Raw genomic sequence first — 23,175 nt, 5'->3', positions numbered from 1 at the left:
ATTAATTCTCCTCTTTCCTTTCGTCAACAATGAGTTTCACCCCGTTAATAGCAACTATGTTCACTACGCTTCCTGTTGTCAGCTTCACATTATCATCCGACATCCGTGCGGACCATTCCAGCCCGTTAACAGTCACTTGTCCGATCCCCTGCAGATTATCGATCTCGCTGGTGACAATTGCCTGTCTTCCTACAAGGCTCTCCGCATTCGTCTTCACCCTGTCCTTGTTGAAGTACCTTACTGCAATAGGTCTTGTAAAATAAAGAAGCACAAGAGATACCGCTAAAAAAAGGACTATCTGCAAAGCAACCGGAGCTCCAAAAACCGCGGCAATTACTGCTACGAGAGCACCTCCTGCAAACCAGATGGTTGTAAGTCCCATCGTCCCTATCTCAACCACTATAAACAAAACCAGTGCAATAAGCCATAAAATAGTGTAATCCATAATCAGTCTCCCTTCCATGACTTTCTTATATCTTACTATATTTCGGCGTTTTATTCAATATTACATTTACACATAACAAAAGTGTGCTTCGCACACTCTCACAGCCAAATCCTCGGCAGCACAGCTTTTGTTCCGCGCGCGCAGCTGCGCATCCTGCCCGAAGGGCTTTTATCTTATAGGACGTACTTCCTATAAGATAAAAGGTTTTGTGCATATTGAGTACGCACAAAACCTTATAATCAGAAAAATGCCGCTTACCAGAATACATGGTCTCCTATTACGATTCCATCATGAGCGCCGGCTCTCTTGAAATGGGTTGCCGTTCCTACATTGGATGCGCCGCCTATCGCTTCCTGCGCCGCCTTTATACAGCTTTCCGGAATATTTCCTCCATAGACCTTAGCTACTTTCCCGTTAAGCGCGGGAGTGAACTGGCCCGAAGCGTAAATGACACCCGTAATGGAATTCGGATATGCACCGCTCCTTACTCGGTTCATGACCACGGCTCCTACCGCCAGATGTCCTTCGTAGCCCTGATTCCCCGCTTCACAATAAATCAACGCAGCGAGAAGTCTTGTATCGTCCGCACCTACCACAACAGCTCCTTGATTAGTCGTGAGCTTCGCCTTGGCTTCTGCCTCCGCTTTTTCCCTCGCCTTGATTGCGGTGACGGTCTCACCCTCGTCGATGTGGAAGTCCAGATTCACGAATTCAGATGAAACATAGCCTATCTCATTGCCGTATGCCACACTGATCCAGTCATCGTCCACCACCTCGATCACATCCAGCTCATCGTCCTGTGCCATCAGCACATATATGCCCGCCTCGGTGTTAGGCTCCCTACGTACTCGTAATGCATCCGTCTCTATGGTTACGATAAGATTACCTACTTCTCCCGCCATCTCTTTGGCATCCTCACCGAAAAGAAGATATTCATCGTTGGCCCATCCTACCAAATCGCCGGACTGCAATTTCGTCCATCCGTCCCTTCTTTCCAAAATCTTACCGCCGCAGTCTTTGTATAACAATCCTACCTTTTCCGCATCCTCGCTGGCCTCTGCCCGCACATTCAACGCGTTCTGAACATCCGCCATAACGAGATTCGATTCCGGTTGCTCTTGCTCGACAGGCTCTGCCTTCTCTTCCTGAACCGTACTACTAAATACAGACTCTTCCGAAGTAACACTCTCAGCGGATACTTGTGCCGAATTCTCCGACACACTGCTCTCAACTCTGGCTTCCGTGCTGGGATCCAGTATCCTGGCCACTCCTACGGTAAGTGAATCCAAATATTCCCTGCTGCCTGTAGTATTTTCGCCGGCCGCCGCCCTGATATCCATGGACATCAGCATGACAATTGCCAGTATAATACCTGACAGCCTATAAAACAGCTTTATGCTTCTTGACATTTCATTCCCTCCAAGCTTATGCTCCATGCAAAATATTCCTGCAAAAAACACTTACTCTTACTGCTATCATATGTAATTATTACAAATTTGTTAATTTTATTACGCGAATAATAATAACAAATGAAGCAGTCATTGTCAAGTTTACGCTGTTTTCCTTGATTTTATACACTTGTCCCGTAAAAACTATGTGATAATTTTTCCTTATTTCCCCACATATGTTACAAATTTTATAACTTTTTCGACTTCTCCACGCAGGCACTTAATGCTTCCGTTACCGCCGAGCGCATTCCTTTCTCTTCCAGCACCCTGACGCCCTCGATAGTGGTTCCTCCGGGAGAACATACCATGTCTTTTAATTCTCCCGGATGCATTCCGGTCTCCAATACCATCTTCGCACTTCCAAGCACCGCCTGAGCGGCGAACTCATAGGCCTGCTTCCTCGGCATTCCAGCCCCTACCGCTGCATCCGCCATAGCTTCTATAAACATGAATACATAAGCCGGAGAGCTGCCGGATACTGCTCCTGCTGCGTCCATCAGCCTCTCTGGAATAGAGATGGCTTTGCCGAAGCTTCCCATCAGCTTTATGCAGAACTCCTCTTCATCCCTCTTTACTGACGAATTGACACATACAGCCGTACATCCTTCTCCTACTAACGCCGGGGTATTAGGCATGCAGCGGATAAGCTTTATGGGCTTTGCAAACTCCTTCTCTATCCACTCCATAGTCTTTCCCGCCGCGATGCTGATGAGCAGCTTATCCTCTGTTATTTCATCCCGTATTTCGGCTATTACCTCGGGGAAAAAAATGGGCTTTACCGCAAGAATGAGTACATCCGCTTCCGCCGCCGTCTCTTTGTTGCTTTCTGTGGTGCGAATGCCGAATTCCTTGCGCATTTTTTCCATCGTCGCCTCCGTCTTCGACGATCCGATGATTTCCGCCTGCGTCACGATATTTTGCTTCAGCATACCTCCAATGATGGCCTTCGCCATATTTCCTAGTCCTATAAATCCTATCCGCATATCTTATCCCTCCGTTTCTAATTTTCCCTCTGCCTTGCCGCTTCATACATAAGAAGAGACGCAGAAACTGCCGCATTCAGTGATTCCACCCGTCCCTTCATAGGAATCTTTATATAATTATCCGCCGCCTCAGACAGTTCTTCCGACAAACCGTTGCCCTCATTTCCGATCAAAAAAGCCGTACCTCCCTTATAATCACACTGGGAATAGCTCTTCTCTCCCCTTAAATGCGCTGCATATACCTTAACCCCGTTCTTTTGCAGTTCCTTTACCGTCTGTACGATATCATCCGCATAAAAAAACGGCACGCGATATACAGAGCCCATGGTGGAGCGTATCGTCTTCGGATTATATATGTCCACCGTATCTTTGCTCATGATCACTCCGCTCACCCCCGCACCTTCTCCGGCACGAAGGATGGTTCCGAGGTTTCCGGGATCCCTGAGTCCCTCTGCGACAAGAAAAAGCGGCACCTCCCCGCCTCCCAGCATGTCTTTCAGCGAGTAGTGAAACTGCTTTAGCACACATAAAATTCCCTGCGGAGTCTGGGTATCAGATATTTTAGAAAAAACTTCCTCCGATACTGTTTCATATTTGCACTGCTCCAGCTTCTGCACAATCTGTGAAACCTTGTGAATGTCCTCCGACACATAGACCTCCAGAATACTCTCTAAAGGCGCCTCCAAAAACATTTTAATTCCCTCTGCAATGAAAACGCCCTCTTTTCTTCTCAGCCCGGCCTTTTTATTCAATTGTACGATACTTTTCACTTTTTTGTTGGTTACGCTCGTTATCATACTTTCCACCGCCCGCATATTTACAATAGGCGGACCAGCACTTCCATGCGAGTCCGCCATAATATATATTTATCGTTACTATTCAGCCTTTTTACATCGAGAGCGCCCTGCTCACCTCATATTGGTAATCCGGTATTCCCTTCTGCATCGCAAGCGCCTCTTCGATATCAAAATCTTGAAATTCGCCCTTCTGATAGCCTACCACGCGGTTGGTCTTACCCTCACAGAGAATATCCGCCGCATAGGAACCCATAATAGACGCATAAAAACGGTCTTTACAGGTAGGACTTCCGCCTCTTTGCATGTAGCCTAAAATAGTCGCTCTGGTCTCTATACCGGTAGCCGCCTCTATTCTTCTCGCCATGGAGGTAGAATGACCGATTCCCTCCGCATTGATAATGATATGATGGGTCTTTCCGCGTTTTCTGTTATTGATAATATTGTTAATGATTCTCTGCTCATTGTAATCGTACTTCTCAGGAAGAAGAATATCCTCCGCACCGTTAGCCACACCGCACCAAAGAGCGATATAGCCTGCGTTTCTGCCCATTACTTCAATAATGCTGCAGCGTTCATGAGAAGAAGACGTATCGCGCACCTTATCGATAGCCTGCATCGCTGTATTCACCGCGGTATCGAAGCCAATCGTATAGTCCGTACAGGTGATATCCAAGTCAATCGTTCCCGGAATTCCAATGGTGTTGATTCCTCTTCTGGCCAAATCCTGCGCACCGCGGTACGAGCCGTCACCGCCTATGACCACAAGACCGTCTATACCGTGCTTCCTGCAGATCTGCGCACCTTTCTCCTGTCCTTCCTCCGTCTTAAATTCTGCACAGCGTGCTGTTCCGAGGATCGTCCCTCCCCTTTGTATGATATCCGAGACGCTGTTTCTCTCCAAATCTATAATCTCTTCATTCAAAAGTCCTTGATAACCTTTTTTTATCCCTTTTACCTTTACCCCGTTGGCTATCGACTTTCTTACTACGGCGCGAATCGCCGCATTCATTCCCGGCGCATCTCCTCCGCTCGTCAATATTCCAACCGTTTTTATCTCTTTTGCCATTTTCACACCTCTTCCATCCGTTTACCCGGATGCTTTGATAGATAATTAACTTACTACATTCTACCTTGTTTCGGAACCGTTTTCAATATATTTTCTTCGTGTTTTTAACCCTATACAAAATTACGTCACTTTTATGTTGTCTTTACCATACAAAATCTCCAGTTTTTCCACCAGCGCTCTATCCGCATTCACACTTTTGTTTGGAGGCAGATTTTTTACCGCTTTCGGATTTTCCACGTAAATACTTACCGCATCCCTGCCGTCGGAAGCCGCCAGAATATCCAGAAGTTCCTGCTCCGCCTGATCATAAGCTTCTTTGGTGGAAAACTTGATCCAAAGTTTTTTCGTTATTTCGTCGAAACCGGTAATTCTCTCGCAAATCAGCTTACCGTCCTTATCTTCCTCTACGGAAACCCTTCCTTTGACAAAGACCTTATTGTCCTCTATGAGCTTATCCATATTCTTCTCATAATCCTTGGGGAATACGATCACCTCTACCGTTCCTACCAGATCCTCCACCTGCAGAAATGCCATCACCTTATCATTTTTTGTATATTTTATTTTTTTATCCGCGATGATACCGCCGATGGTGACGGACTCCCCGTCCTTGGCCTCGGTCTCTCCGCTTTCCTCATCCAGAAGAAAATCCGCCGTAGTATTGGTCGTATTTTTCTTCCATACCTCTTCGTATTCCTCCATAGGATGTCCGCTGACGTAGATACCCAGCACTTCTTTTTCGAAGGCAAGGCGCATTTCTTTGGAATATTCTCCGACATCGGGCATTTTTATTTCGTAATCCTCTTTTTCCTCTTCAGACACGATGTCGAAGAGGGAAATCTGTCCCGCCATATTGTTCTTCTTGTCCTGATGCAAACGGTCCATGACCTGCACGTATACGTTCATAAACTGCTTTCTCGTGCCGTCCAGGTCGTCCAGGGCTCCCGACTTAATAAAATTTTCCACGGTTCGCTTGTTCATATCCTTATCAGCCATACGGACGATAAAGTCATTTAGGTTCGTGTAAGGTCCACGCTCCTCTCTTTCCCTCACCACCGCATCGATGACCGGACGCCCTACGCCCTTGATTGCCGTAAGCGCATACCGTATTGAGCCGCCGCTTACGGAGAATCCGGCTTCTCCCGCATTGATATCGGGGGGCAGAATGGCAATTCCCATACTCCTGCAGGTCATGATATATTCCGAAACCTTACTGGAAAAATCTATGACGGAGGTAAGAAGAGCCGCCATAAATTCCACGGGATAATAATATTTTAGATAAGCTGTCTGGTAAGAAACCACCGCATAACAAGCCGCATGAGACTTATTAAAGGCATACTTGGCGAAGTCCATCATATCCCCATATATTTTGCTCGCCGTCTTTTCGTCTATGCCGTTGGCCACACAGCCCGGAACGCCCTCCTCTTCGTTTCCGTAGATGAAGTTACTGCGCTCCTTTTCCATTACGGACTGCTTCTTCTTGCTCATGGCACGCCTTACCAAATCACTTCTGCCAAGGGTATAACCACCCAGATCCCGCACGATCTGCATAACCTGTTCCTGATAGACGATACAGCCGTAAGTAGGCTTTAGAATAGGCTCTAGCTGAGGGCAGGAATAGGTAATGGCATGATGGTTATTCTTGCCTTGTATATATTTGGGAATGAAATCCATAGGGCCGGGACGATATAATGAGATTCCCGCTATGATGTCCTCCAGGTTCTGGGGCTTCAGCTCTTTCATAAAGCTCTTCATGCCGCCGCTTTCCAACTGGAATATTCCGTCTGTGCGCCCGGTTCCGACGGAGGAAAGTACCGCTTTATCGTCATAATCGATTTCATTCATATCCAGCTTGATGCCGTGTCCCTTTTCGATCAGGCGGACCGCATTCTGGATGACCGTAAGTGTGCGCAGCCCGAGAAAGTCCATTTTCAGCAGCCCCAGCTCTTCGATGGTAGTCATGGGAAACTGGGTGGTGATGGAGCCGTCGCTTCCTCTGGAAAGGGGTACGAATTCCTCCGCAGGCATGCTGCAGATAACCACTCCGGCCGCGTGCATGGAGGTATGTCTGGGAAGACCCTCCAGACGCTTACACATATCGATGAGATAGTGCACCTGCTCATCCTGCTCGTAAAGCTTTCTGAATTCCGGATTGATACTAAGCGCTCTGTCAATCGTAATATTCAGCTCATTGGGTATCATTTTGGCAATGGTATCCACATAGGCATAAGGCAGGTCCATGACCCTTCCCACGTCGCGGATAACACCCTTCGCCGCCATAGTACCGAAGGTGACGATCTGCACCACCTTGTCCGTACCGTATTTACGTCCCACGTAATCGATGACCTCCTGCCTTCTTTCGAAGCAGAAATCGATATCGATATCCGGCATGGATATTCTCTCCGGATTCAGGAAACGTTCGAACAGCAGGTTATATTTTATCGGGTCGATGTCCGTAATCTTCAGGCAGTAAGCCACGATGCTTCCTGCTGCCGAACCTCGTCCCGGGCCGACTATGATGTCGTTCATTTTGGCATAGTTTATGAAATCCCATACGATAAGGAAGTAATCCACATATCCCATGGAGCGGATAACGCCCAGCTCGTAATCCAAGCGTTCCTTAAGCTCTTCGCTCACCTCTCCGTATCGCTCGTACAGGCCGTCATAACATAATTTATTCAAATAGGTAAAGGAGTCATAGCCCTCAGGAACTTCAAAATGAGGTAGCTTGGTCACTCCGAACTCGATATCCACATGGCAGCGGTCCGCGATTCTCTGGGTATTCTCCACCGCCTCCCACGCATAGGGGAACAACCCCTTCATTTCTTCTTCGCTCTTTACGTAATATTGTCCGCCCTCGTAGCGCATGCGGTCTTCATCGGCAAGCTTCTTGGCGGTCTGTATACACAACAAAATATCGTGGGGCTTCTCATCCTCCGCATAGGTATAATGCACGTCGTTGGTGGCGACGAGAGGGATATCCAGTTCCTTGCTCATTTGTAAAAGAGCCGCGTTTACCGTCTTCTGCTCCGGGATTCCGTGGTCCTGTAATTCCAGAAAATAATTGCCCTTTCCAAAGCAATCTTCGTACTTGCGGGCCGCTTTTTTGGCCTCCTCCGGCAGTCCCTTGGATATATTTCTCTGCACCTCGCCGGCAAGGCAGGCAGAAAGGGCTATGATTCCTTCATGAAATTCCCTGAGCACCTCCATATCTACGCGAGGTCTGTAGTAATAACCTTCGGTAAATCCGCGGCTGACAATTTTCATGAGGTTGGCGTAGCCTGTGTTGTTTTCTGCAAGGAGTACGAGATGGTAGTATCTGTCTTCACCGCCTGTAATCTCTTTATCGAAACGGGAATTAGGCGCTACATATACTTCGCAGCCCAGAACGGGATTGATTCCTGCGGCCTTCGCTTCTTTATAAAAATCGATGACACCATACATAACTCCGTGGTCGGTGATTGCGGCACTGTCCATGCCGAGTTCCTTGACCCGTTTTACGTATTCTTTTATTTTATTGGAACCGTCCAAAAGGCTGTATTCTGTGTGGACATGTAAATGGGTGAATGCCATGTGGGATGCTCCTTATGTCTCGGGTTTTCTGTGACCTTCGCTCACAAAAAACACCTCGTAGTGTTGATGGTTGAATAGTAATCCTTAGTTCTTTATACATAGTTATTGTATCATAAATACCATGAGGGAGCACCTAAAAATAAAAGAAAAAAGACGAGTTGCTTTGGTTACTGTGAACGGAGTGAACAGTAACTTGCATTGATTTCAGATACACAAGGCCTGACGGGGGTATTTATAATTTCCCAATCCATCATCCAAATAATTTGTGGACGATGGGCTTTCCCAACTTTTCCTGTTTCAGATGTTTTAATATAGATTATTCTACGGTTACTACTTTTGCCAGATTTCTCGGTTTGTCTACGTCCAGGCCTTTATCCAAAGAGACATAGTAGGCAAGAAGCTGGAGGGCTGCCGAGGCGGGCATTACCATGAATTCATCACGCATGGCAGGGAGCTTGAAGATGCCTGCCCATGAGGTTCCTTTATCAAGAGTGTAGGTTTCTTTCATGAGGAGAATGACTTCTGCTCCTCTGGATTGAACTTCTCTGATATTGGAAAACTCTTTGGACTGAACTTTATCCTGCGTCACTACGGCGACTACCGGCGTGTCCTCGGTGATCAGGGCAATGGTGCCATGTTTGAGCTCTCCCGACGCGTAGGCTTCCGAGTGAATATAAGATACTTCTTTTAGCTTCAGGGATCCTTCCAAAAGGATAGAATGATCCAGTCCCCTTCCTATCATGAATACGTCCTTGGCATTTAGAATGCCCCTTGCGATATAGTGAATTTCTTCCCGTCTGTCCAGCACCTGCGCTACGACCTGCGGCACACGAAGAAGCTCCCTTGCGAACTCTCTGGCCCTGCCGGCATCGTAGATTCCTCGTACATAGGCCATGCGTCCTGTGAGCAGATAGAGGACAGCCAGCTGTGTCGTGTACGCTTTGGTGCTTGCCACTGCGATTTCGGGGCCGGCATTAGTGTATATGACGTACTCGCTTTCACGGGCGATGGATGCGCCTCTTACGTTTACAATGGACAGTGTCTTTGCGCCGTTCCTCTTGGCGTATTTCAGTGCCTCAAGAGTATCGATAGTCTCTCCCGATTGGGATATGGCTATTACCAGCGTTTTTTCATCCACAATGGTATCTGTGTACATGAATTCGCTGGCAAGCTCCACATCAATGTGGATCCGAACGAGAGACTGCAGCAGTGCTTTTCCTACCAGGCCCGCGTGCATTGCCGTTCCGCAGGCGACTACGCAGACACGGTCGCAGTCTTTGAGCAAGCTGTCCGGGATTTCATCCTCCGCGAAGTCCGGAATGCCGTCTTTGATTCTTGGCTCGATAGTTTCTGCGATTACCTCCGGCTGCTCCATGATTTCTTTTTCCATATAAAAGGGATAGCCGCCTTTACTGCTGCGGTTGGTGTCCCAGCTTATCGTCAGCCATTCCGGCAAGACAGGCTCTCCTGACATATCGCAGAGCTCTGCACCGTCCGCTTTCATCGTCAGTATGTGGCCTTCAGGCAACACAAAATAATCCTTAGAGTACTGCCCCAAGACTGTTACATCAGAAGCCAGCATGGTACCGCTTTCCGTTTTAGCGACTACGATGGGACTCACATTTCTGACCGCAAAAACAAAACCCGGCATATCCTCGAAAATGATTCCGAGCGCAAAGGTTCCTTTGAGCTTCAGAACTGTTTTCTGAATGGCCGAATATGGGTCTCCTGTATAAAAATGGGAAAGTACTGCCGCTACTACCTCGCTGTCCGTCTGAGAATGAAGCTTGTCGCATAAATCGTATTTTCTGATCAGATCGCGGTAATTTTCAATAATACCGTTATGAATTACCGTTACCTTTTCATATTTGTGGGGGTGCGCATTCTCGTCGCTCACTCCGCCGTGGGTGGCCCATCTGGTATGGCCGATACCGCAGTTGCCCTCTATCGTCTTATTTTCACACAGATTTCTTAAATCTTTTACTCTTCCCGCACATTTATAAATCCGTGTCTGCTCCGATCCGCTTTCGCATATTGCGATACCCGCACTGTCGTAGCCTCTGTATTCCAACGTTTCCAAGGCATCGAGCATAATATCCTTCGCCGCATTTTTACCTGTATATCCAATAATTCCACACATAAATTTTCCTCATCTTTCATTCATAATTCTTATTTTTAATGATAAACCAATAAGTCCTCCGTTATACCGTCTTTGTTTTGCAGTTACCTGCATATTTGCCGGTATATCTCGCACCGGAGGAGTACGGGAAGGTATCCGCCGAATTTTCGATAACCTTCCTCCCTCGTTAACCTGCCTTTTCGCTCAGGGCAGGTACATGGCGCTAGATGGGAAAATATGGGAAATTATTCTACCGATACACATCAGGTTTTGTGTATCTGAAATGAATGCAATCGTCTATTCAATTTTCAAGGTACTGATTACTTGTGGCATTATATCATACTTCTTTTTTTCTGTAAACTTTCCCCTCTATATATCTTATAATTATTGGGGAATTGTGTTACTGTCACTCCGTTCTCAGTAACGGAATTGTGAAACTGCCGGATCGCAAAAATTTTATGTAAATATGCCGGCACAGAAACATCAGGGTTTCTATACCGGCACACTCTGCGTGAGTTAAATGCCCCGCAACTTGCTGCGGGGCATTTGACTATATTATAAATATTTTCTGAGTAAATCCACCTTGTCCAGCTTCTCCCATGGCAAATCCAGATCGTTTCGGCCGAAATGTCCGTAAGCGGCTGTCTGTCTGTAGATCGGGCGGCGAAGGTCCAACATTTTGATGATACCTGCCGGGCGAAGATCGAAGTTCTCACGGATGATTTCTATCAGCTTTTCATCTTCGATTTTCCCTGTTCCGAAGGTGTCTACCATGATGGAGGTAGGCTGTGCTACGCCGATGGCATAGGAAAGCTGAATCTCGCACTTTTCGGAGATGCTGGCTGCCACGATGTTTTTCGCTACATAGCGGGCCGCGTAAGCTGCGGAGCGGTCTACCTTAGTGCAGTCTTTGCCGGAGAATGCGCCGCCGCCATGACGGGCATAGCCGCCGTAAGTATCGACGATGATTTTACGTCCCGTAAGCCCCGCGTCTCCGTGAGGTCCGCCGATAACGAAACGGCCGGTGGGATTGATAAAGAATTTCGTATCCGCATCGATCAATTCCTTCGGGAGTATTACATCGAATACATATTTCTTGATATCTTCATGAATCTGCTCCTGAGTCACTTCTTCATCGTGCTGTGTGGAAAGCACCACGGCCTCCAGGCGCAGAGGCTTTCCGTCTTTGTCATATTCTACGGAAACCTGACTCTTTCCGTCAGGCCTTAAATATTTTAAGGTTCCATCCTTTCGCACCTTGGTAAGCTGAAGTGCCAGCTTGTGAGCGAGGGAGATAGAATAAGGCATATATTCCTCTGTTTCGTTCGTTGCATAACCGAACATCATACCCTGATCGCCGGCACCGATGGCTTCGATCTGTGCATCGGTCATCTTGTTTTCAGCCGCTTCCTGCTGCTTCGCTTCAAGTGCCTTGTCCACGCCCATTGCGATATCAGAGGACTGCTCATCGATAGCTACCAGTACCGCACAGGTATTGCCGTCGAAACCATATTCAGATTTCGTATAACCGATTTCCTTAATCGTTTCACGAGCTATTTTCTGTATATCTACGTAAGCGTTCGTAGTAATTTCTCCTGTTACCAGTACAAAGCCTGTACAGGTCGCTACTTCACAGGCAACACGGCTCATAGGATCCTTTTCCATCAGTGAGTCAAGTACCGCATCAGAAATGGCATCGCAGACTTTGTCAGGATGCCCCTCTGTAACTGATTCCGAAGTAAATAAAAATTTTTCCATTCCGATTCCTCCTTATAATGTGGATTGTGTTGTGCATCGTTTATATTATGAGAAAAAATATCAATAATATAAAAATGTCCGCTTACAAGAAGCGGACTCGATAATCGATAATCAAATCCTCTTATCGTTCGAACTGCCGTATTATGACAGATTACTCGCTCAGGCAGGCACCTTCCTCGCTAGGGGTTGCCGTGGCTTCATAGGTCCTATGTACCTCCACCACTCTGAATAAGAGATTCTTTACAATATGGAATTTTCATATCTTTTTTTAAAATACAATAGTTTTGCTATTTTGTCAATGTATTTTATTGACAATATTCGCCAAAACTCCTATAATTTTTATAACATTCGCTATATTGTAACAAATGTTAACGGGGTAAATATTGTATTTCGGAGGGAGAAACATGAGGAGAGTAAACACATCGGGGCTGATACCGGGTATGGTAACGGCGGAGGATGTTTATAACTACAACAATCACTTAATTCTGCCAAGAGGGCTGATTCTGACAGATAAAGCGATTACCAAACTGGAGTTTTATTCCATCATCAATGTACGAATTGAGGACAAGGTCGTGGAGACCCCAGAGACTCGGATCGAGGAGGATACCTCATATTCGGAGCGCCTGAAGCAGTCTCCTGAATTCCAGCGTTTTCAAGAGGACTTCTCCAGGGAAACGGATCATTTCAAGGGTGTCATAGATAATTTTGTAGGAGATAACGGTGAACTGGATGCAGACCAGTTAATCGAACATGCTTTGTCTTTGCTTTCTTCCGAGAATAAATATGTCAACGTATTCGATATGCTTCACAGCATGCGCCAGCTGGATGACGTAACCTATGTGCACTGCATGAATGTAGGCTTGATTTGTAACATTTTCGCCCATTGGCTGCGAATGGACGAAGAAGAAATCCGCATCGCTACGCTAAGCGGTCTTTTACACGATATCGGCAAGATCAAAGTACCCGAAAAAATTCTCAAGAAGCCCGGGAAGCTCACGGCATGGGAGCTAAGCGTGGTTAAGACACATCCTAAAGAATCTTACAAGATGCTGGAAAATTATCCGCTGAGCATTCATATTAAGAACGCTGCACTGATGCATCACGAGCGCTGCGACGGTTCCGGCTATCCCTTGGGACTCACATCCGGCAGCATCGACCCTTACGCTAAAATAGTAGCCATAGCCGACGTATACGACGCTATGACAAGTGCACGTGTTTACCGCGGTCCGTTGTGTCCCTTCAAGGTAATCGAGACCTTCGAAAATGAAGGTTTTCAAAAGTACGATTCGAAATACATCCTTACTTTCCTCGAAAATATCGTGGATACCTATCTTTTGCACGACGTCCGCCTGACCAATGGGGAAGTGGGAAAAATTGTATATATCAATCCCCATAAACTATCCAAACCTACCATTAAGGTCGGAGAAAAATATATTAACCTTTCGCAGGAACCGCATCTGTTTATCGATGCAATATTATAGGAGATAAATACACGCACTTAAAAAGACACAGAAGCATTTCTGCCTCATGTGTCTTTTCTATTGTTCCCATCTGCCAAATGGTCTTAACCTACCTTCAATTTAAACTTCTGCAGCTCGCGGTCCGTATTCACCCTGTCAATCTGCGCCCCCAGAGCCTTGAGCTTCAAATGAAAATCCTCATATCCCCGCTCAATAAATCTGATATCGTCCACAACGGTGATTCCTTCCGCCGCAAGCCCTGCCAGCACAAGCGACGCACCCGCACGAAGATCCGGAGCAGAGATGCTCGCTCCTGTGTAACGCTCTACGCCATCGATAATTGCAGTATTACCTTCCACCTTGATACTTGCTCCCATCCTGGTAAGCTCGTCCACATATTTAAAACGGTTTTCAAATATACTCTCCGTTACGATGCTCGTTCCTGCGGAAAGCCCGAGGGCAACCACAATCTGCGGCTGCATATCGGTAGGAAATCCGGGGTAAGGAAGGGTCTTCACATGAGTATGGGTCAATGCCTTTGCAGATACTACGCGCACCGCATCGTCCGATTCCTCCACCTCACAGCCGATTTCCAGCAGCTTGGAACTGATAGATTCCAAATGCTTCGGGATGACGTTCTTCACGGTAACATCCCCCCTGGTAACCGCCGCCGCGAACATAAACGTTCCTGCCTCTATCTGATCCGGAATAATCGTATATTCACTGCCATGGAGCTTGGGAACTCCTTTAATTCGTATCACATCGGTACCGGCACCCTTGACGTCAGCTCCCATACTATTCAAAAAGTTCGCCAAGTCGACCACATGCGGTTCCTTCGCAGCATTCTCAATCGTCGTCTTTCCTTCAGCCATAACAGCCGCCATCATGACGTTAATCGTAGCGCCCACCGAAACCACATCCAAATAAATGTTGCTTCCACGAAGCTCTTCCGCATCGGTAATAATAAGGCCGTGCTCAATCCGGACATCGGCTCCCAAAGCGCGGAACCCTTTGATATGCTGGTCTATCGGCCTTAAACCGATATTGCAGCCTCCCGGCAGCGCCACCTCTGCCTTTTTATATTTTCCAAGTAAGGCTCCCAGCAAATAATAGGAAGCCCTGATTTTTTTAATAAAATCATCCTCGATAACAAGATTGTGAATGTGGGATGCATTTATTTTTACCGTATGTCTGTCTATTCTGTTTATAATGACGCCGATACTTTCCATCGCCTGAATCAGCACATTCGTATCGCGAACGTCAGGCACATTTTCTATTACTACAGTCTCATCCGTCATAATAGCTGCCGCCAAAATAGCAAGCGCCGCATTCTTCGCACCGCCTATTTCTACTTCGCCAACTAACGGATTTCCACCCTTTATTGCGTATTGTTCCATGGTGTACCCTCTATCTAATCCCTATTTCTATTTATAACCTCGCCGCCCCCGCTCCGGTCAGCAAAATTTAACCATCAATCTTATCTTTATGATTATACCATAAATTGAACATTTGTAAATGGTGCATTTCATCCTGAAATTTCAGCATAAAATTTTTAATTCAGATATTTTAAAGGGTTCACCTGACTGCCTCCAATCAGTATCTCAAAATGAACATGAGGCCCTGAGCTGACGCCTGTATTTCCGCTGAGGGCAATCTTCTGTCCCTGCGATACCGTCTGTCCTACAGAAACGAGAACCTTGCTCAAATGTCCATATCTCGTCTGTCTTCCGTCAGCATGATTAATATATACCACATACCCGTAGCCGCTTCCCCACCCGGCCTTCGCAACAGTTCCTGCCGAGGAGGCCATAACTGCAGTTCCCACCGGAGTCGCCCAGTCTATCCCCTTATGGAAGGTGCTTGCTCCCTTGGTCGGCCTGCTTCTGGCTCCAAAGCCCGAGGAAAGACGTCCGCCGGAAATCGGTTTGATGTAAGTAGGAGGTATCTTCGTTCCCCGTTCCACGATTTTGGGCACCGCTTGATAGGTAACCTCTTCTTTTACAATCTCCCTGGACAGCTCCGCATTATTTCTGTAGGAAACAATCGCCACTACTTTTCGGTGTCCTGCCGACGGTTCCTGTCTGGTTACGCTTTCCGTAGTATACCAGTCGTCGTTGTCCACATAGACTACCTCAGCTTCATAATCCTCTTCATAATATACCTCCTCCTGCCGCTCTACGGACAATTCCGGCTCCGGCACCGTTACAATGATTTCATCTCCCACGCGGATGGTGGAGGTCTCGCTTTCGATCGTATCATTCATCTCGATAAGCTTCTCTATGGTCAGATTATTTTCCGACGCGATTTTCGACAAGGTGTCTCCCGATACTACTTCATATATCTGATTCTTCTCCTGTTCCTTGGTAACCTCCTCAATAGCTTCACCAAGGGGCATCAATTCATCCTCTGAAAGATAGGACTCCACTACCTCCACCGAATCTGCGAACTCTAACGACTTAAGTCCCAGCTCATAGTCGGAGAAATCCTTCTCCCCCGCCGGTTCTACGGCATCGAAAATTTCATTCAGCCTCTCATAAATTCCAACGCAGGCCAGTACCTCCTGCTCTGCCTTTTCCTCCTGCTGTTGCGCTCTGGAAACCACACTGGTTGTCAAAACATTCAATTCCCTCGAACAATCCAGTATGAGATCCACATAGTACTGATCCTCAGGATCATATTTATCGATAGAAGCCTGCAATAGCTGCAGGACTTCTTCTTTGCTGGCAAGGTTAACAGTATATTCGTTTATCTTTACCGTATAGGAACGGTGCAGCGTTTTTTTAATATTGTTTTCCAGAACATTCTCCATATTCTGGGCAATGACGGACTTATCGTCGATATGCCCCCAGAACACCTCTTCTCCCTTAAGTTCCAGATCGCTGTCGATTAAAAGCAGTTCTTCGCCGTCGCCTGCAAGCGCCTTTCTCGCCTCCTTCAAAGCTTCCTCCGCAACCACGGTGTCGCCGACTTTTCCTACATCCGTTCCGTTTAAAAACACCGTAAACATATTATCTCCCGTACTTTCGATTTTAGTATAGGAAGGCATAAAAAATATGCTGGCAATAACAGCCAACACAGCTATTTTAATGGAACGTATTTGTAATCTTTTATAATATTTCGTGATTTTTTTCATAGCGATAACCATGACCCTTTCAAAATCTGTCGGCTTTGCGCTTTAAACAAAATTTATAATTAAGTTTATATTTTGTAATAAAATCGTAACATTTTTATTTTATCAGCATTTATTTTAGTTGTAAAGGAAATGTTAAATTATTGTTAATGTCAAATCACAAAAATAATGCTAGAATAGTTATTGCAAGATGCTAAAAATAACAGGAGGCTGCGGCATGAACAAGGAAAATAAAGAAAAAATCATCTTTCATATCGACGTAAATTCCGCTTACCTTAGCTGGAGTGCCTTGAAAAAATTGGAAGAAGGCGCCGAACAGGACTTAAGAGAAATTCCTTCTATCATCGGCGGAGATATTGAACGCCGCCGGGGCGTCGTCCTGGCTAAGTCGATACCCGCCAAGACTTACCATGTAAAGACCGGGGAGCCTATCGTAAGTGCGCTTCGAAAATGTCCTCATCTCATAATCGCTCCGCCGGATCACAACCTTTACCACCGTAGATCTCGGGAGCTTATGGCCTTTTTATATGACATCTGCCCTGATCTGGAGCAGGTCAGTGTGGACGAATGCTATATGGACTATACTCCCATAGCTGACAAATATCCTTCTCCTCTGGAAGCCGCTCACATCATAAAGGACCATATCTATGAAAAATTCGGTTATACGGTAAACGTAGGAATATCCAACAGAAAAGTGCTTGCAAAAATGGCTTCCGACTTCAGAAAACCAAATCTGGTGCATACTTTATATACCGGTGAAATCGAAAAAAAGCTTTGGCCTCTTCCAGTCTCTTCCTTATATATGTGCGGCCGCTCCAGCGCCGAAACGCTGCATAAACTGGAGATTCTTACCATAGGAGATCTCGCCGGGGCTGACATCTTTATATTATCAGCCCATTTAAAGAGCCATGGTATTTTGCTGTGGCAATACGCCAACGGAATCGACAGCTCCGAAGTGATCTCAGAACAGATAAATGCAAAAGGTATCGGTAATTCCACCACACTAAGAGAAGATGCCGTCACAAAGGAGGAAGCCTATAAAATCCTGTTAAGCCTTTCCGAGACGGTAGCCGGCAGGCTTAGAAAATCCGCACAGCTAGCCAGTATGATCAGTACCGAACTCAAATACAATACCTTTCAGAGCGTGTCCCACCAAACAACCCTGTTCTCCCCTACCTGCACCACAGATGTCATTTACAAAACCGCCTGTTCCCTCTTCGACGAAATCTGGAACGGAACCCCTATCCGGCTTCTCGGTGTAAGAACATCCAAGCTGGTTTCCGACGAAGAGCCTGTTCAATTAAGCCTCTTCGATATTCAGGAAAAGACATCAGGAGGACCGACTTCCAAAAAGCAGGAAAAACTGGACATGGCGCTGGATTCCATACGGAAGAAATTCGGACCGGATTCCGTTATGAGAGGAAGCTTTTTTCATGACGAGAATATATGAAAAAGCGCCTCCATGCCGGCATTCAAAGGCTCAGCTGCGAAGGCTCTTCTGCTTTCTCTAATATTATTTCTTTTTCACACTATACCCAAACGTCCCTATCTGCTTCCCAAGAGACATATAGGCCCCATGAGAATAAACAATAGGCTGTGCCGTCTCAAAATGGAATTTATTCTTCTCATCCATAAATTCCTCATCCGCATGAACCGCCACCACTTGTGCAATAAACATATCATGAGTGCCCAGCTTCCTGATCTCCTTCACCGTACACTCAATATTCACCGGACTTTCCACCAGCAGCGGTGCCTTTACGATATCAGCAGTTGCTGCTGTCAGTCCCAGTTCTTTAAACTTGTCTATGTTCCTTCCGCTTCTGACTCCGCAGTAATCTGTCGCATAAGTCAGCTTCTCCGTTGTCAGATTAATCACGAATTCTCCGGTCTCTTCTATCATATGGTAGGAATACCTCTCCGGCCGTACCGATATAGATACCATCGGAGGGTCACTGCAAATAGTTCCCGCCCACGCTACCGTAAATATATTCTTTTCTCCGTTCTTATCCGCCGCACTCACCAGCACCACAGGAAGGGGGTAAAGCATGTTCCCCGGCTTCCAGCTCTGTTTCCCCATATTATAAAACCCCCAGTATATGAGCGATCAAAAGTCCCATATTGGCCAGTGAAACCACAAGGATAATGATTCCAATAGCCAAAACACTCTTATCCTTTTTCTTATTCTCATTTACAGACTTCGTCTCACTATCCATAAGAGCCTTCGTCTGTTTCTCCAGCTCTTCTACGACCACCGCCTGTACATTGCGGTATACCTTGACATTTTCCTTATGTACAAAATCGTCGGACTCCTTAAAAAGCTCTTCCAGCTTCGCCATATTAGCTGCCGCTGTCTCTTTGATCTCCATTAAAGACTCCTCTGCATCCGCCTTTTTCTCCTCTTCGCCCTTCGCAGCCTGAATTTTGGCAATACATTCTTCCGTCAGCATTTTCAGTCTGAGGCTGTTCTCATCAAAAAGCTTATTGAGCTGCTCTATACTATTCCCTAGCAGCTCCTTGATTTTCTGCTCATTTTCGATATTTTTCAGATTCAGCTTCCGCATCTCCTTCATGCAGGCATCGTATTCCTCTACCTGTGCCTGAAGCTTCTCCATCTGAGCAGCATCCGCAGCCGAGTTCGCACGGATTGCCTCCTGCGAGCTCAATTTTTGAGCGATTTTATCCATAAAATTGTCCATCCATTTTCCTCCAAACATGGTCTGTTTACCGTTCCCCCACTGTTTTTTCCTTCACGTGTTTTCTGCTTAATATATTATCATTTTTCGTTTTTATTTACAACAGTTCCAATCTTTTTGTGCAATTTGTTAAAATTTATTTATGTATTTTTTTTAGTTTTGTAAATATTAACGTTCTTTTTACATGCCGTTCATAGTTTGTTCATAAATAATTGCTATACTAATCACATAACAGACGAGATAGACCGTAATGTTTTTCATTACACATATAGATAAATTTTTTCATAATAGCCCAGACGCTGAAAGGTGCCTGGGCACTCCTCATTTTAGGACAGGCATATTCCCATTCAGAGCCTTATCACTTTATCTAACAGGATCTTTCCTATAGAGATTAGTGTGAAAATTAAAATTTTCACACGCAAATTTGTGCCTACGGCCCAAAGTTTGCAGGTGCTGGAAAGGCATGGAGATTAGGGTGGCAAAACGGCATAGCCTAAGCCACACCGTTTCCTGAAATATTTCCATATTTAATTTCTCTTGTTTTTATGTTATTCATAACTGTTCATTACAATTATTTTCCTGGCTTAAGCTCTGTACCTTCTCGTTGAGAAGAAGCATTTTGGCATCCAGGTCGGATACCATCTTGGCACATTCTATCAGCTCATCCTTAATGTAGACCGGCGCATTTCCTTCGAATTTGTAATGAATCTTATGCTCCAGACTAGCCCAAAAATCCATGGCTACCGTGCGTATCTGAATCTCGACTTTCGTATCCACGATACGGTCGGAAAGATATACCGGGACGGTTACCAGCATATGATAGCTCTTATATCCGCTGAGCTTTGGAGCGGTGATATAATCCTTTACAGAAATGATCTTGATGTCGCTTTGATGGCTTATCATATCCGCTATCTCGTATATATCGGAGGTGAAGGAACAGATAACTCTTATTCCGGCAATATCATTTATATACTTTACCATATTCTCAATAGTGGATTCATAACCATTTTTCTTCAGTTTTTTAACGATGCTCTCCGACGTCTTAATTCTGGATTTGATATGCTCGATTGGGTTGTATCTATGTACGTGTTGAAATTCATCGTTCAATATTTCCAGTTTGGTGGATATTTGCTTAAGCGCCGAATTATAAATCAATATAACTTCTTTCCAATTATCCACATCACTGTCTCGTTCTACTCTAAGTTCCATTTATTTTCCGCCTTAATTAATTTATCATGCTCCATTTTTATAGGAAACATTTTTACCGAGTTCATTATACCATATTTTTATACAAATGTGCATATTTCACAAAAACTTTATTCTTTTTTAATCTTTCTTGTATATTTATACTCGCTATTATGCTTATGCCTTCGACTCACACCATATATTCATATGCAAAAAAAAATGAAATATACCAATTCATTTTTTATCTCATTGTTTCACTATATTTCTTTGCCTATAATATGATATTATAATTATCTACCATCACTTTACGAAAGGAAGTTTCAGATATGTTTCGACTATGGGCAAAAATTTTCAAGGATAATAGACAACTTCAGGATACCGTCATATGCGATGACAGTCAGGATACAAGAACGCATAAAATATTTCATGCAATGGATGAAATTGTTTATCAGTTCGATCTGGGCAAACCTATCTGGCTTGATTCTACCGTTCAGGAGTTCAAACGACACGATAAAGTGCGTTTCACTCAGGATAATTTTATTGAAACCATCGATTTCGACTATCTTGAAATCCATGTAATAGAGGAGGATTAGCTTTTTTCATTTTATCTGCATATTTTTATTGACATCCCATACAATAAGTTGTAGTATCTAATCATGCTTGATGTAGTTTCAAAAACTACATGTTGCGTTTTTAAACACCGCATCTTTTATGTAAGGAGGTAGATATAATGCAAATAACAATTCGTGAGCCAGGCAGCGCAATTACCCATTTTATTGGAATGATGATGGCGGTTTTTGCCGCTGTCCCTCTCCTGATAAAAGCCGCTACAGCTTCAGGCAGCGCCGCTTTTACCGCAATGGCAGTATTCATGCTGAGCATGATTCTTCTATATGGGGCCAGTGCCACCTATCATTCGCTGACGGTATCCGATAAGGTTTTGAGGGTATTCCGTAAAATAGATCATATGATGATATTCGTGCTTATCGCAGGCTCTTATACCCCGGTATGCCTGATCGTACTTGGCGGTCCGCTGGGCTATACGCTGCTTGCAGTAGTATGGGGAATCGCCCTTTTGGGAATTCTCATTAAAGCGCTGTGGATTACATGTCCGAAGTGGTTTTCCTCTACTATTTACATCGCCATGGGATGGGTTTGTCTCTGGGTGTTCGGACCGCTGTGGAATACTCTCCCTAAAAGTGCTTTCATCTGGCTGCTGGCAGGAGGTGTCATCTATACGGTGGGCGGAGTTATTTACGCACTGAAGCTTCCCATTTTCAATGCGAAGCATGCGTATTTCGGCTCACATGAGATTTTTCATTTGTTCGTTATGGGCGGAAGCATCTGCCATTTCATCTTTATGTATCGTTATGTTTTGTAAAACGATACCAGGGACAAAAAAATGAGCGGTGTATGCTATGATAGCTACATCGCTCGTTTTTCCTTTTTATTTATTCTTCGTATCCACCGGGATTATTGCTCTGCCATCTCCAGGAATCCGCACACATCTCCTTGATTCCGTACTGCGCTTCCCATCCCAGCTCTTTCTTCGCCTTGCCCGCATCCGAATAGCAGGTTGCGATGTCCCCCGGACGTCTGTCTTTGATGACGTAGGGAATCTTCACTCCCGTTGCCTCTTCAAAATTCTTCACAATATCAAGCACGCTATAACCTACGCCCGTTCCCAGATTGTAAACGCTAAGTCCTGATTTTTCCTCTATCTTCTTAAGAGCTTTTACATGACCTGCTGCCAAATCCACCACGTGGATATAATCTCTTACACCGGTTCCGTCGGGAGTGTCATAATCATTGCCGAATACACCCAGCTCTTTCAGCTTTCCTACCGCCACCTGTGTAATGTAGGGCATCAGGTTATTGGGGATGCCGTTAGGATTCTCACCGATCGTTCCGCTCTTGTGTGCTCCGATGGGATTGAAATAACGAAGAATGATGACATTCCACTGCGGATCCGCCTTCTGCATATCCGTCAATACCTGTTCCAGCATGGACTTGGTCCATCCGTAGGGATTGGTGCACTGTCCCTTCGGACACTCTTCCGTAATGGGAATAACAGCCGGATCTCCGTACACGGTTGCAGAGGAAGAGAAAATGATATTCTTCACACCATGCTTTCTCATCACATCCACCAAAGTCAGCGTTCCGGCAATATTATTCTCATAATACTCCCATGGCTTCGCTACGGATTCTCCCACCGCCTTCAGTCCTGCGAAATGAATACAGGAATCGATTTTTTCCCTTTCAAATACGAGGTTCAACGCTTCTCTGTCTAAAATATCCGCTTTATAAAAAGGCACCTTCTTGCCGGTAATCTTTTCCACCCGTTGTAATGACTTCTCGCTGGAATTGCTCAGATTGTCTAAAACTACCACATCATAACCTGCACTCTGTAATTCTATTACCGTATGGCTTCCGATATAACCGGCGCCTCCTGTGACTAATACTGCCATTCTTCTTACCTCCTGCCTAATTGAATACTGATTTCTTATGTCTTGTTTACTCT

The 23,175-nt window shown here is 45.4% G+C and carries 18 protein-coding genes and 1 riboswitch; of the genes, 4 read left to right on the top strand and 14 right to left on the bottom strand.

What is annotated here, in order from left to right; translation table 11 throughout:
* Nucleotide 1: 1 nt before the first annotated feature.
* The 8 genes from V6984_RS02705 to metK form a co-directional block, all read right to left on the bottom strand.
* Nucleotides 2-445 (bottom strand): NfeD family protein, encoded by a 444-nt coding sequence (locus V6984_RS02705; protein ID WP_342758277.1) that lies wholly within the window; start codon nucleotides 443-445, stop codon nucleotides 2-4.
* Between the two features lie 254 nt (nucleotides 446-699).
* Complete coding sequence (locus V6984_RS02700; protein WP_342758276.1) at nucleotides 700-1,854, bottom strand: cell wall hydrolase; 1,155 nt, start codon at nucleotides 1,852-1,854, stop codon at nucleotides 700-702.
* A 227-nt stretch (nucleotides 1,855-2,081) separates the two neighbouring features.
* On the bottom strand, nucleotides 2,082-2,876 hold the full coding sequence (gene proC / locus V6984_RS02695; RefSeq protein WP_342758275.1) for a pyrroline-5-carboxylate reductase: 795 nt from the start codon (nucleotides 2,874-2,876) through the stop codon (nucleotides 2,082-2,084).
* A 17-nt stretch (nucleotides 2,877-2,893) separates the two neighbouring features.
* Nucleotides 2,894-3,673: an RNA methyltransferase gene (locus V6984_RS02690; RefSeq protein WP_342759930.1), complete on the bottom strand. Its 780-nt coding sequence runs from the start codon at nucleotides 3,671-3,673 to the stop codon at nucleotides 2,894-2,896.
* A 91-nt stretch (nucleotides 3,674-3,764) separates the two neighbouring features.
* Nucleotides 3,765-4,739: a 6-phosphofructokinase gene (gene pfkA / locus V6984_RS02685; protein ID WP_342758274.1), complete on the bottom strand. Its 975-nt coding sequence runs from the start codon at nucleotides 4,737-4,739 to the stop codon at nucleotides 3,765-3,767.
* A gap of 120 nt (nucleotides 4,740-4,859) precedes the next feature.
* Nucleotides 4,860-8,309 carry a DNA polymerase III subunit alpha gene (locus tag V6984_RS02680; protein WP_342758273.1) on the bottom strand — a complete coding sequence of 1,150 codons (3,450 nt, stop codon included), beginning with the start codon at nucleotides 8,307-8,309 and terminating at the stop codon, nucleotides 4,860-4,862.
* Nucleotides 8,310-8,625: 316 nt separating this feature from the next.
* Nucleotides 8,626-10,449: a glutamine--fructose-6-phosphate transaminase (isomerizing) gene (gene glmS / locus V6984_RS02675; protein WP_342758272.1), complete on the bottom strand. Its 1,824-nt coding sequence runs from the start codon at nucleotides 10,447-10,449 to the stop codon at nucleotides 8,626-8,628.
* A 534-nt stretch (nucleotides 10,450-10,983) separates the two neighbouring features.
* Nucleotides 10,984-12,186, bottom strand: coding sequence for a methionine adenosyltransferase (metK, locus tag V6984_RS02670; RefSeq protein ID WP_342758271.1), 1,203 nt, complete (start codon nucleotides 12,184-12,186; stop codon nucleotides 10,984-10,986).
* Between the two features lie 118 nt (nucleotides 12,187-12,304).
* Nucleotides 12,305-12,421: riboswitch (SAM riboswitch) on the bottom strand.
* 169 nt (nucleotides 12,422-12,590) lie between these two features.
* Between metK and V6984_RS02665 the strand changes: the two genes are divergently transcribed.
* Nucleotides 12,591-13,667, top strand: a complete 1,077-nt coding sequence (locus V6984_RS02665; RefSeq protein ID WP_342758270.1) for an HD-GYP domain-containing protein — start codon at nucleotides 12,591-12,593, stop codon at nucleotides 13,665-13,667.
* 83 nt (nucleotides 13,668-13,750) lie between these two features.
* Here V6984_RS02665 and V6984_RS02660 read toward each other — a convergent pair whose 3' ends face one another.
* Together V6984_RS02660 and V6984_RS02655 are read right to left on the bottom strand one after the other, a co-directional pair.
* A complete protein-coding gene (locus V6984_RS02660; protein ID WP_342758269.1) occupies nucleotides 13,751-15,043 on the bottom strand; it encodes a UDP-N-acetylglucosamine 1-carboxyvinyltransferase in 1,293 nt (430 codons plus the stop codon).
* 155 nt (nucleotides 15,044-15,198) lie between these two features.
* A complete protein-coding gene (locus V6984_RS02655; protein WP_342758268.1) occupies nucleotides 15,199-16,779 on the bottom strand; it encodes a M23 family metallopeptidase in 1,581 nt (526 codons plus the stop codon).
* A gap of 214 nt (nucleotides 16,780-16,993) precedes the next feature.
* Here V6984_RS02655 and V6984_RS02650 point away from each other — a divergent pair, with 214 nt between their 5' ends.
* Nucleotides 16,994-18,226 (top strand): DNA polymerase IV, encoded by a 1,233-nt coding sequence (locus V6984_RS02650; protein WP_342758267.1) that lies wholly within the window; start codon nucleotides 16,994-16,996, stop codon nucleotides 18,224-18,226.
* A gap of 63 nt (nucleotides 18,227-18,289) precedes the next feature.
* Here the strand turns inward: V6984_RS02650 and V6984_RS02645 are convergent, their stop codons facing one another.
* The 3 genes from V6984_RS02645 to V6984_RS02635 all read right to left on the bottom strand — a co-directional run bounded on the left by V6984_RS02645 (nucleotide 18,290) and on the right by V6984_RS02635 (nucleotide 20,678).
* A complete protein-coding gene (locus V6984_RS02645; RefSeq protein WP_342758266.1) occupies nucleotides 18,290-18,853 on the bottom strand; it encodes a flavin reductase family protein in 564 nt (187 codons plus the stop codon).
* Between the two features lies 1 nt (nucleotide 18,854).
* Complete coding sequence (locus V6984_RS02640) at nucleotides 18,855-19,472, bottom strand: hypothetical protein (protein WP_342758265.1); 618 nt, start codon at nucleotides 19,470-19,472, stop codon at nucleotides 18,855-18,857.
* A 549-nt stretch (nucleotides 19,473-20,021) separates the two neighbouring features.
* On the bottom strand, nucleotides 20,022-20,678 hold the full coding sequence (locus tag V6984_RS02635; RefSeq protein ID WP_342758264.1) for a GTP pyrophosphokinase family protein: 657 nt from the start codon (nucleotides 20,676-20,678) through the stop codon (nucleotides 20,022-20,024).
* A gap of 302 nt (nucleotides 20,679-20,980) precedes the next feature.
* Here V6984_RS02635 and V6984_RS02630 point away from each other — a divergent pair, with 302 nt between their 5' ends.
* Nucleotides 20,981-21,247 (top strand): hypothetical protein, encoded by a 267-nt coding sequence (locus V6984_RS02630; RefSeq protein ID WP_342758263.1) that lies wholly within the window; start codon nucleotides 20,981-20,983, stop codon nucleotides 21,245-21,247.
* 137 nt (nucleotides 21,248-21,384) lie between these two features.
* Nucleotides 21,385-22,035 carry a PAQR family membrane homeostasis protein TrhA gene (trhA, locus tag V6984_RS02625; RefSeq protein WP_342758262.1) on the top strand — a complete coding sequence of 217 codons (651 nt, stop codon included), beginning with the start codon at nucleotides 21,385-21,387 and terminating at the stop codon, nucleotides 22,033-22,035.
* Between the two features lie 70 nt (nucleotides 22,036-22,105).
* Here the strand turns inward: trhA and galE are convergent, their stop codons facing one another.
* Nucleotides 22,106-23,122 carry a UDP-glucose 4-epimerase GalE gene (gene galE, locus V6984_RS02620; protein WP_342758261.1) on the bottom strand — a complete coding sequence of 339 codons (1,017 nt, stop codon included), beginning with the start codon at nucleotides 23,120-23,122 and terminating at the stop codon, nucleotides 22,106-22,108.
* Nucleotides 23,123-23,175: the final 53 nt, after the last annotated feature.

The organism is Kineothrix sp. IPX-CK, from assembly GCF_039134705.1.
In the GTDB taxonomy this organism is placed as follows: Bacteria; Bacillota; Clostridia; order Lachnospirales; family Lachnospiraceae; genus Kineothrix; species Kineothrix sedimenti.
This window is presented reverse-complemented; position numbering and strand designations above follow the sequence as displayed.

Excerpts from the sequence above, each read along its gene's own strand:
- V6984_RS02705 (WP_342758277.1), bottom strand. The coding sequence starts at position 445 with ATGGATTACACTATTTTATGGCTTATTGCACTGGTTTTGTTTATAGTG.
- V6984_RS02700 (WP_342758276.1), bottom strand. The coding sequence starts at position 1,854 with ATGTCAAGAAGCATAAAGCTGTTTTATAGGCTGTCAGGTATTATACTG.
- proC (WP_342758275.1), bottom strand. The coding sequence starts at position 2,876 with ATGCGGATAGGATTTATAGGACTAGGAAATATGGCGAAGGCCATCATT.
- V6984_RS02690 (WP_342759930.1), bottom strand. The coding sequence starts at position 3,673 with ATGATAACGAGCGTAACCAACAAAAAAGTGAAAAGTATCGTACAATTG.
- pfkA (WP_342758274.1), bottom strand. The coding sequence starts at position 4,739 with ATGGCAAAAGAGATAAAAACGGTTGGAATATTGACGAGCGGAGGAGAT.
- V6984_RS02680 (WP_342758273.1), bottom strand. The coding sequence starts at position 8,309 with ATGGCATTCACCCATTTACATGTCCACACAGAATACAGCCTTTTGGAC.
- glmS (WP_342758272.1), bottom strand. The coding sequence starts at position 10,449 with ATGTGTGGAATTATTGGATATACAGGTAAAAATGCGGCGAAGGATATT.
- metK (WP_342758271.1), bottom strand. The coding sequence starts at position 12,186 with ATGGAAAAATTTTTATTTACTTCGGAATCAGTTACAGAGGGGCATCCT.
- V6984_RS02665 (WP_342758270.1), top strand. The coding sequence starts at position 12,591 with ATGAGGAGAGTAAACACATCGGGGCTGATACCGGGTATGGTAACGGCG.
- V6984_RS02660 (WP_342758269.1), bottom strand. The coding sequence starts at position 15,043 with ATGGAACAATACGCAATAAAGGGTGGAAATCCGTTAGTTGGCGAAGTA.
- V6984_RS02655 (WP_342758268.1), bottom strand. The coding sequence starts at position 16,779 with ATGAAAAAAATCACGAAATATTATAAAAGATTACAAATACGTTCCATT.
- V6984_RS02650 (WP_342758267.1), top strand. The coding sequence starts at position 16,994 with ATGAACAAGGAAAATAAAGAAAAAATCATCTTTCATATCGACGTAAAT.
- V6984_RS02645 (WP_342758266.1), bottom strand. The coding sequence starts at position 18,853 with ATGGGGAAACAGAGCTGGAAGCCGGGGAACATGCTTTACCCCCTTCCT.
- V6984_RS02640 (WP_342758265.1), bottom strand. The coding sequence starts at position 19,472 with ATGGACAATTTTATGGATAAAATCGCTCAAAAATTGAGCTCGCAGGAG.
- V6984_RS02635 (WP_342758264.1), bottom strand. The coding sequence starts at position 20,678 with ATGGAACTTAGAGTAGAACGAGACAGTGATGTGGATAATTGGAAAGAA.
- V6984_RS02630 (WP_342758263.1), top strand. The coding sequence starts at position 20,981 with ATGTTTCGACTATGGGCAAAAATTTTCAAGGATAATAGACAACTTCAG.
- trhA (WP_342758262.1), top strand. The coding sequence starts at position 21,385 with ATGCAAATAACAATTCGTGAGCCAGGCAGCGCAATTACCCATTTTATT.
- galE (WP_342758261.1), bottom strand. The coding sequence starts at position 23,122 with ATGGCAGTATTAGTCACAGGAGGCGCCGGTTATATCGGAAGCCATACG.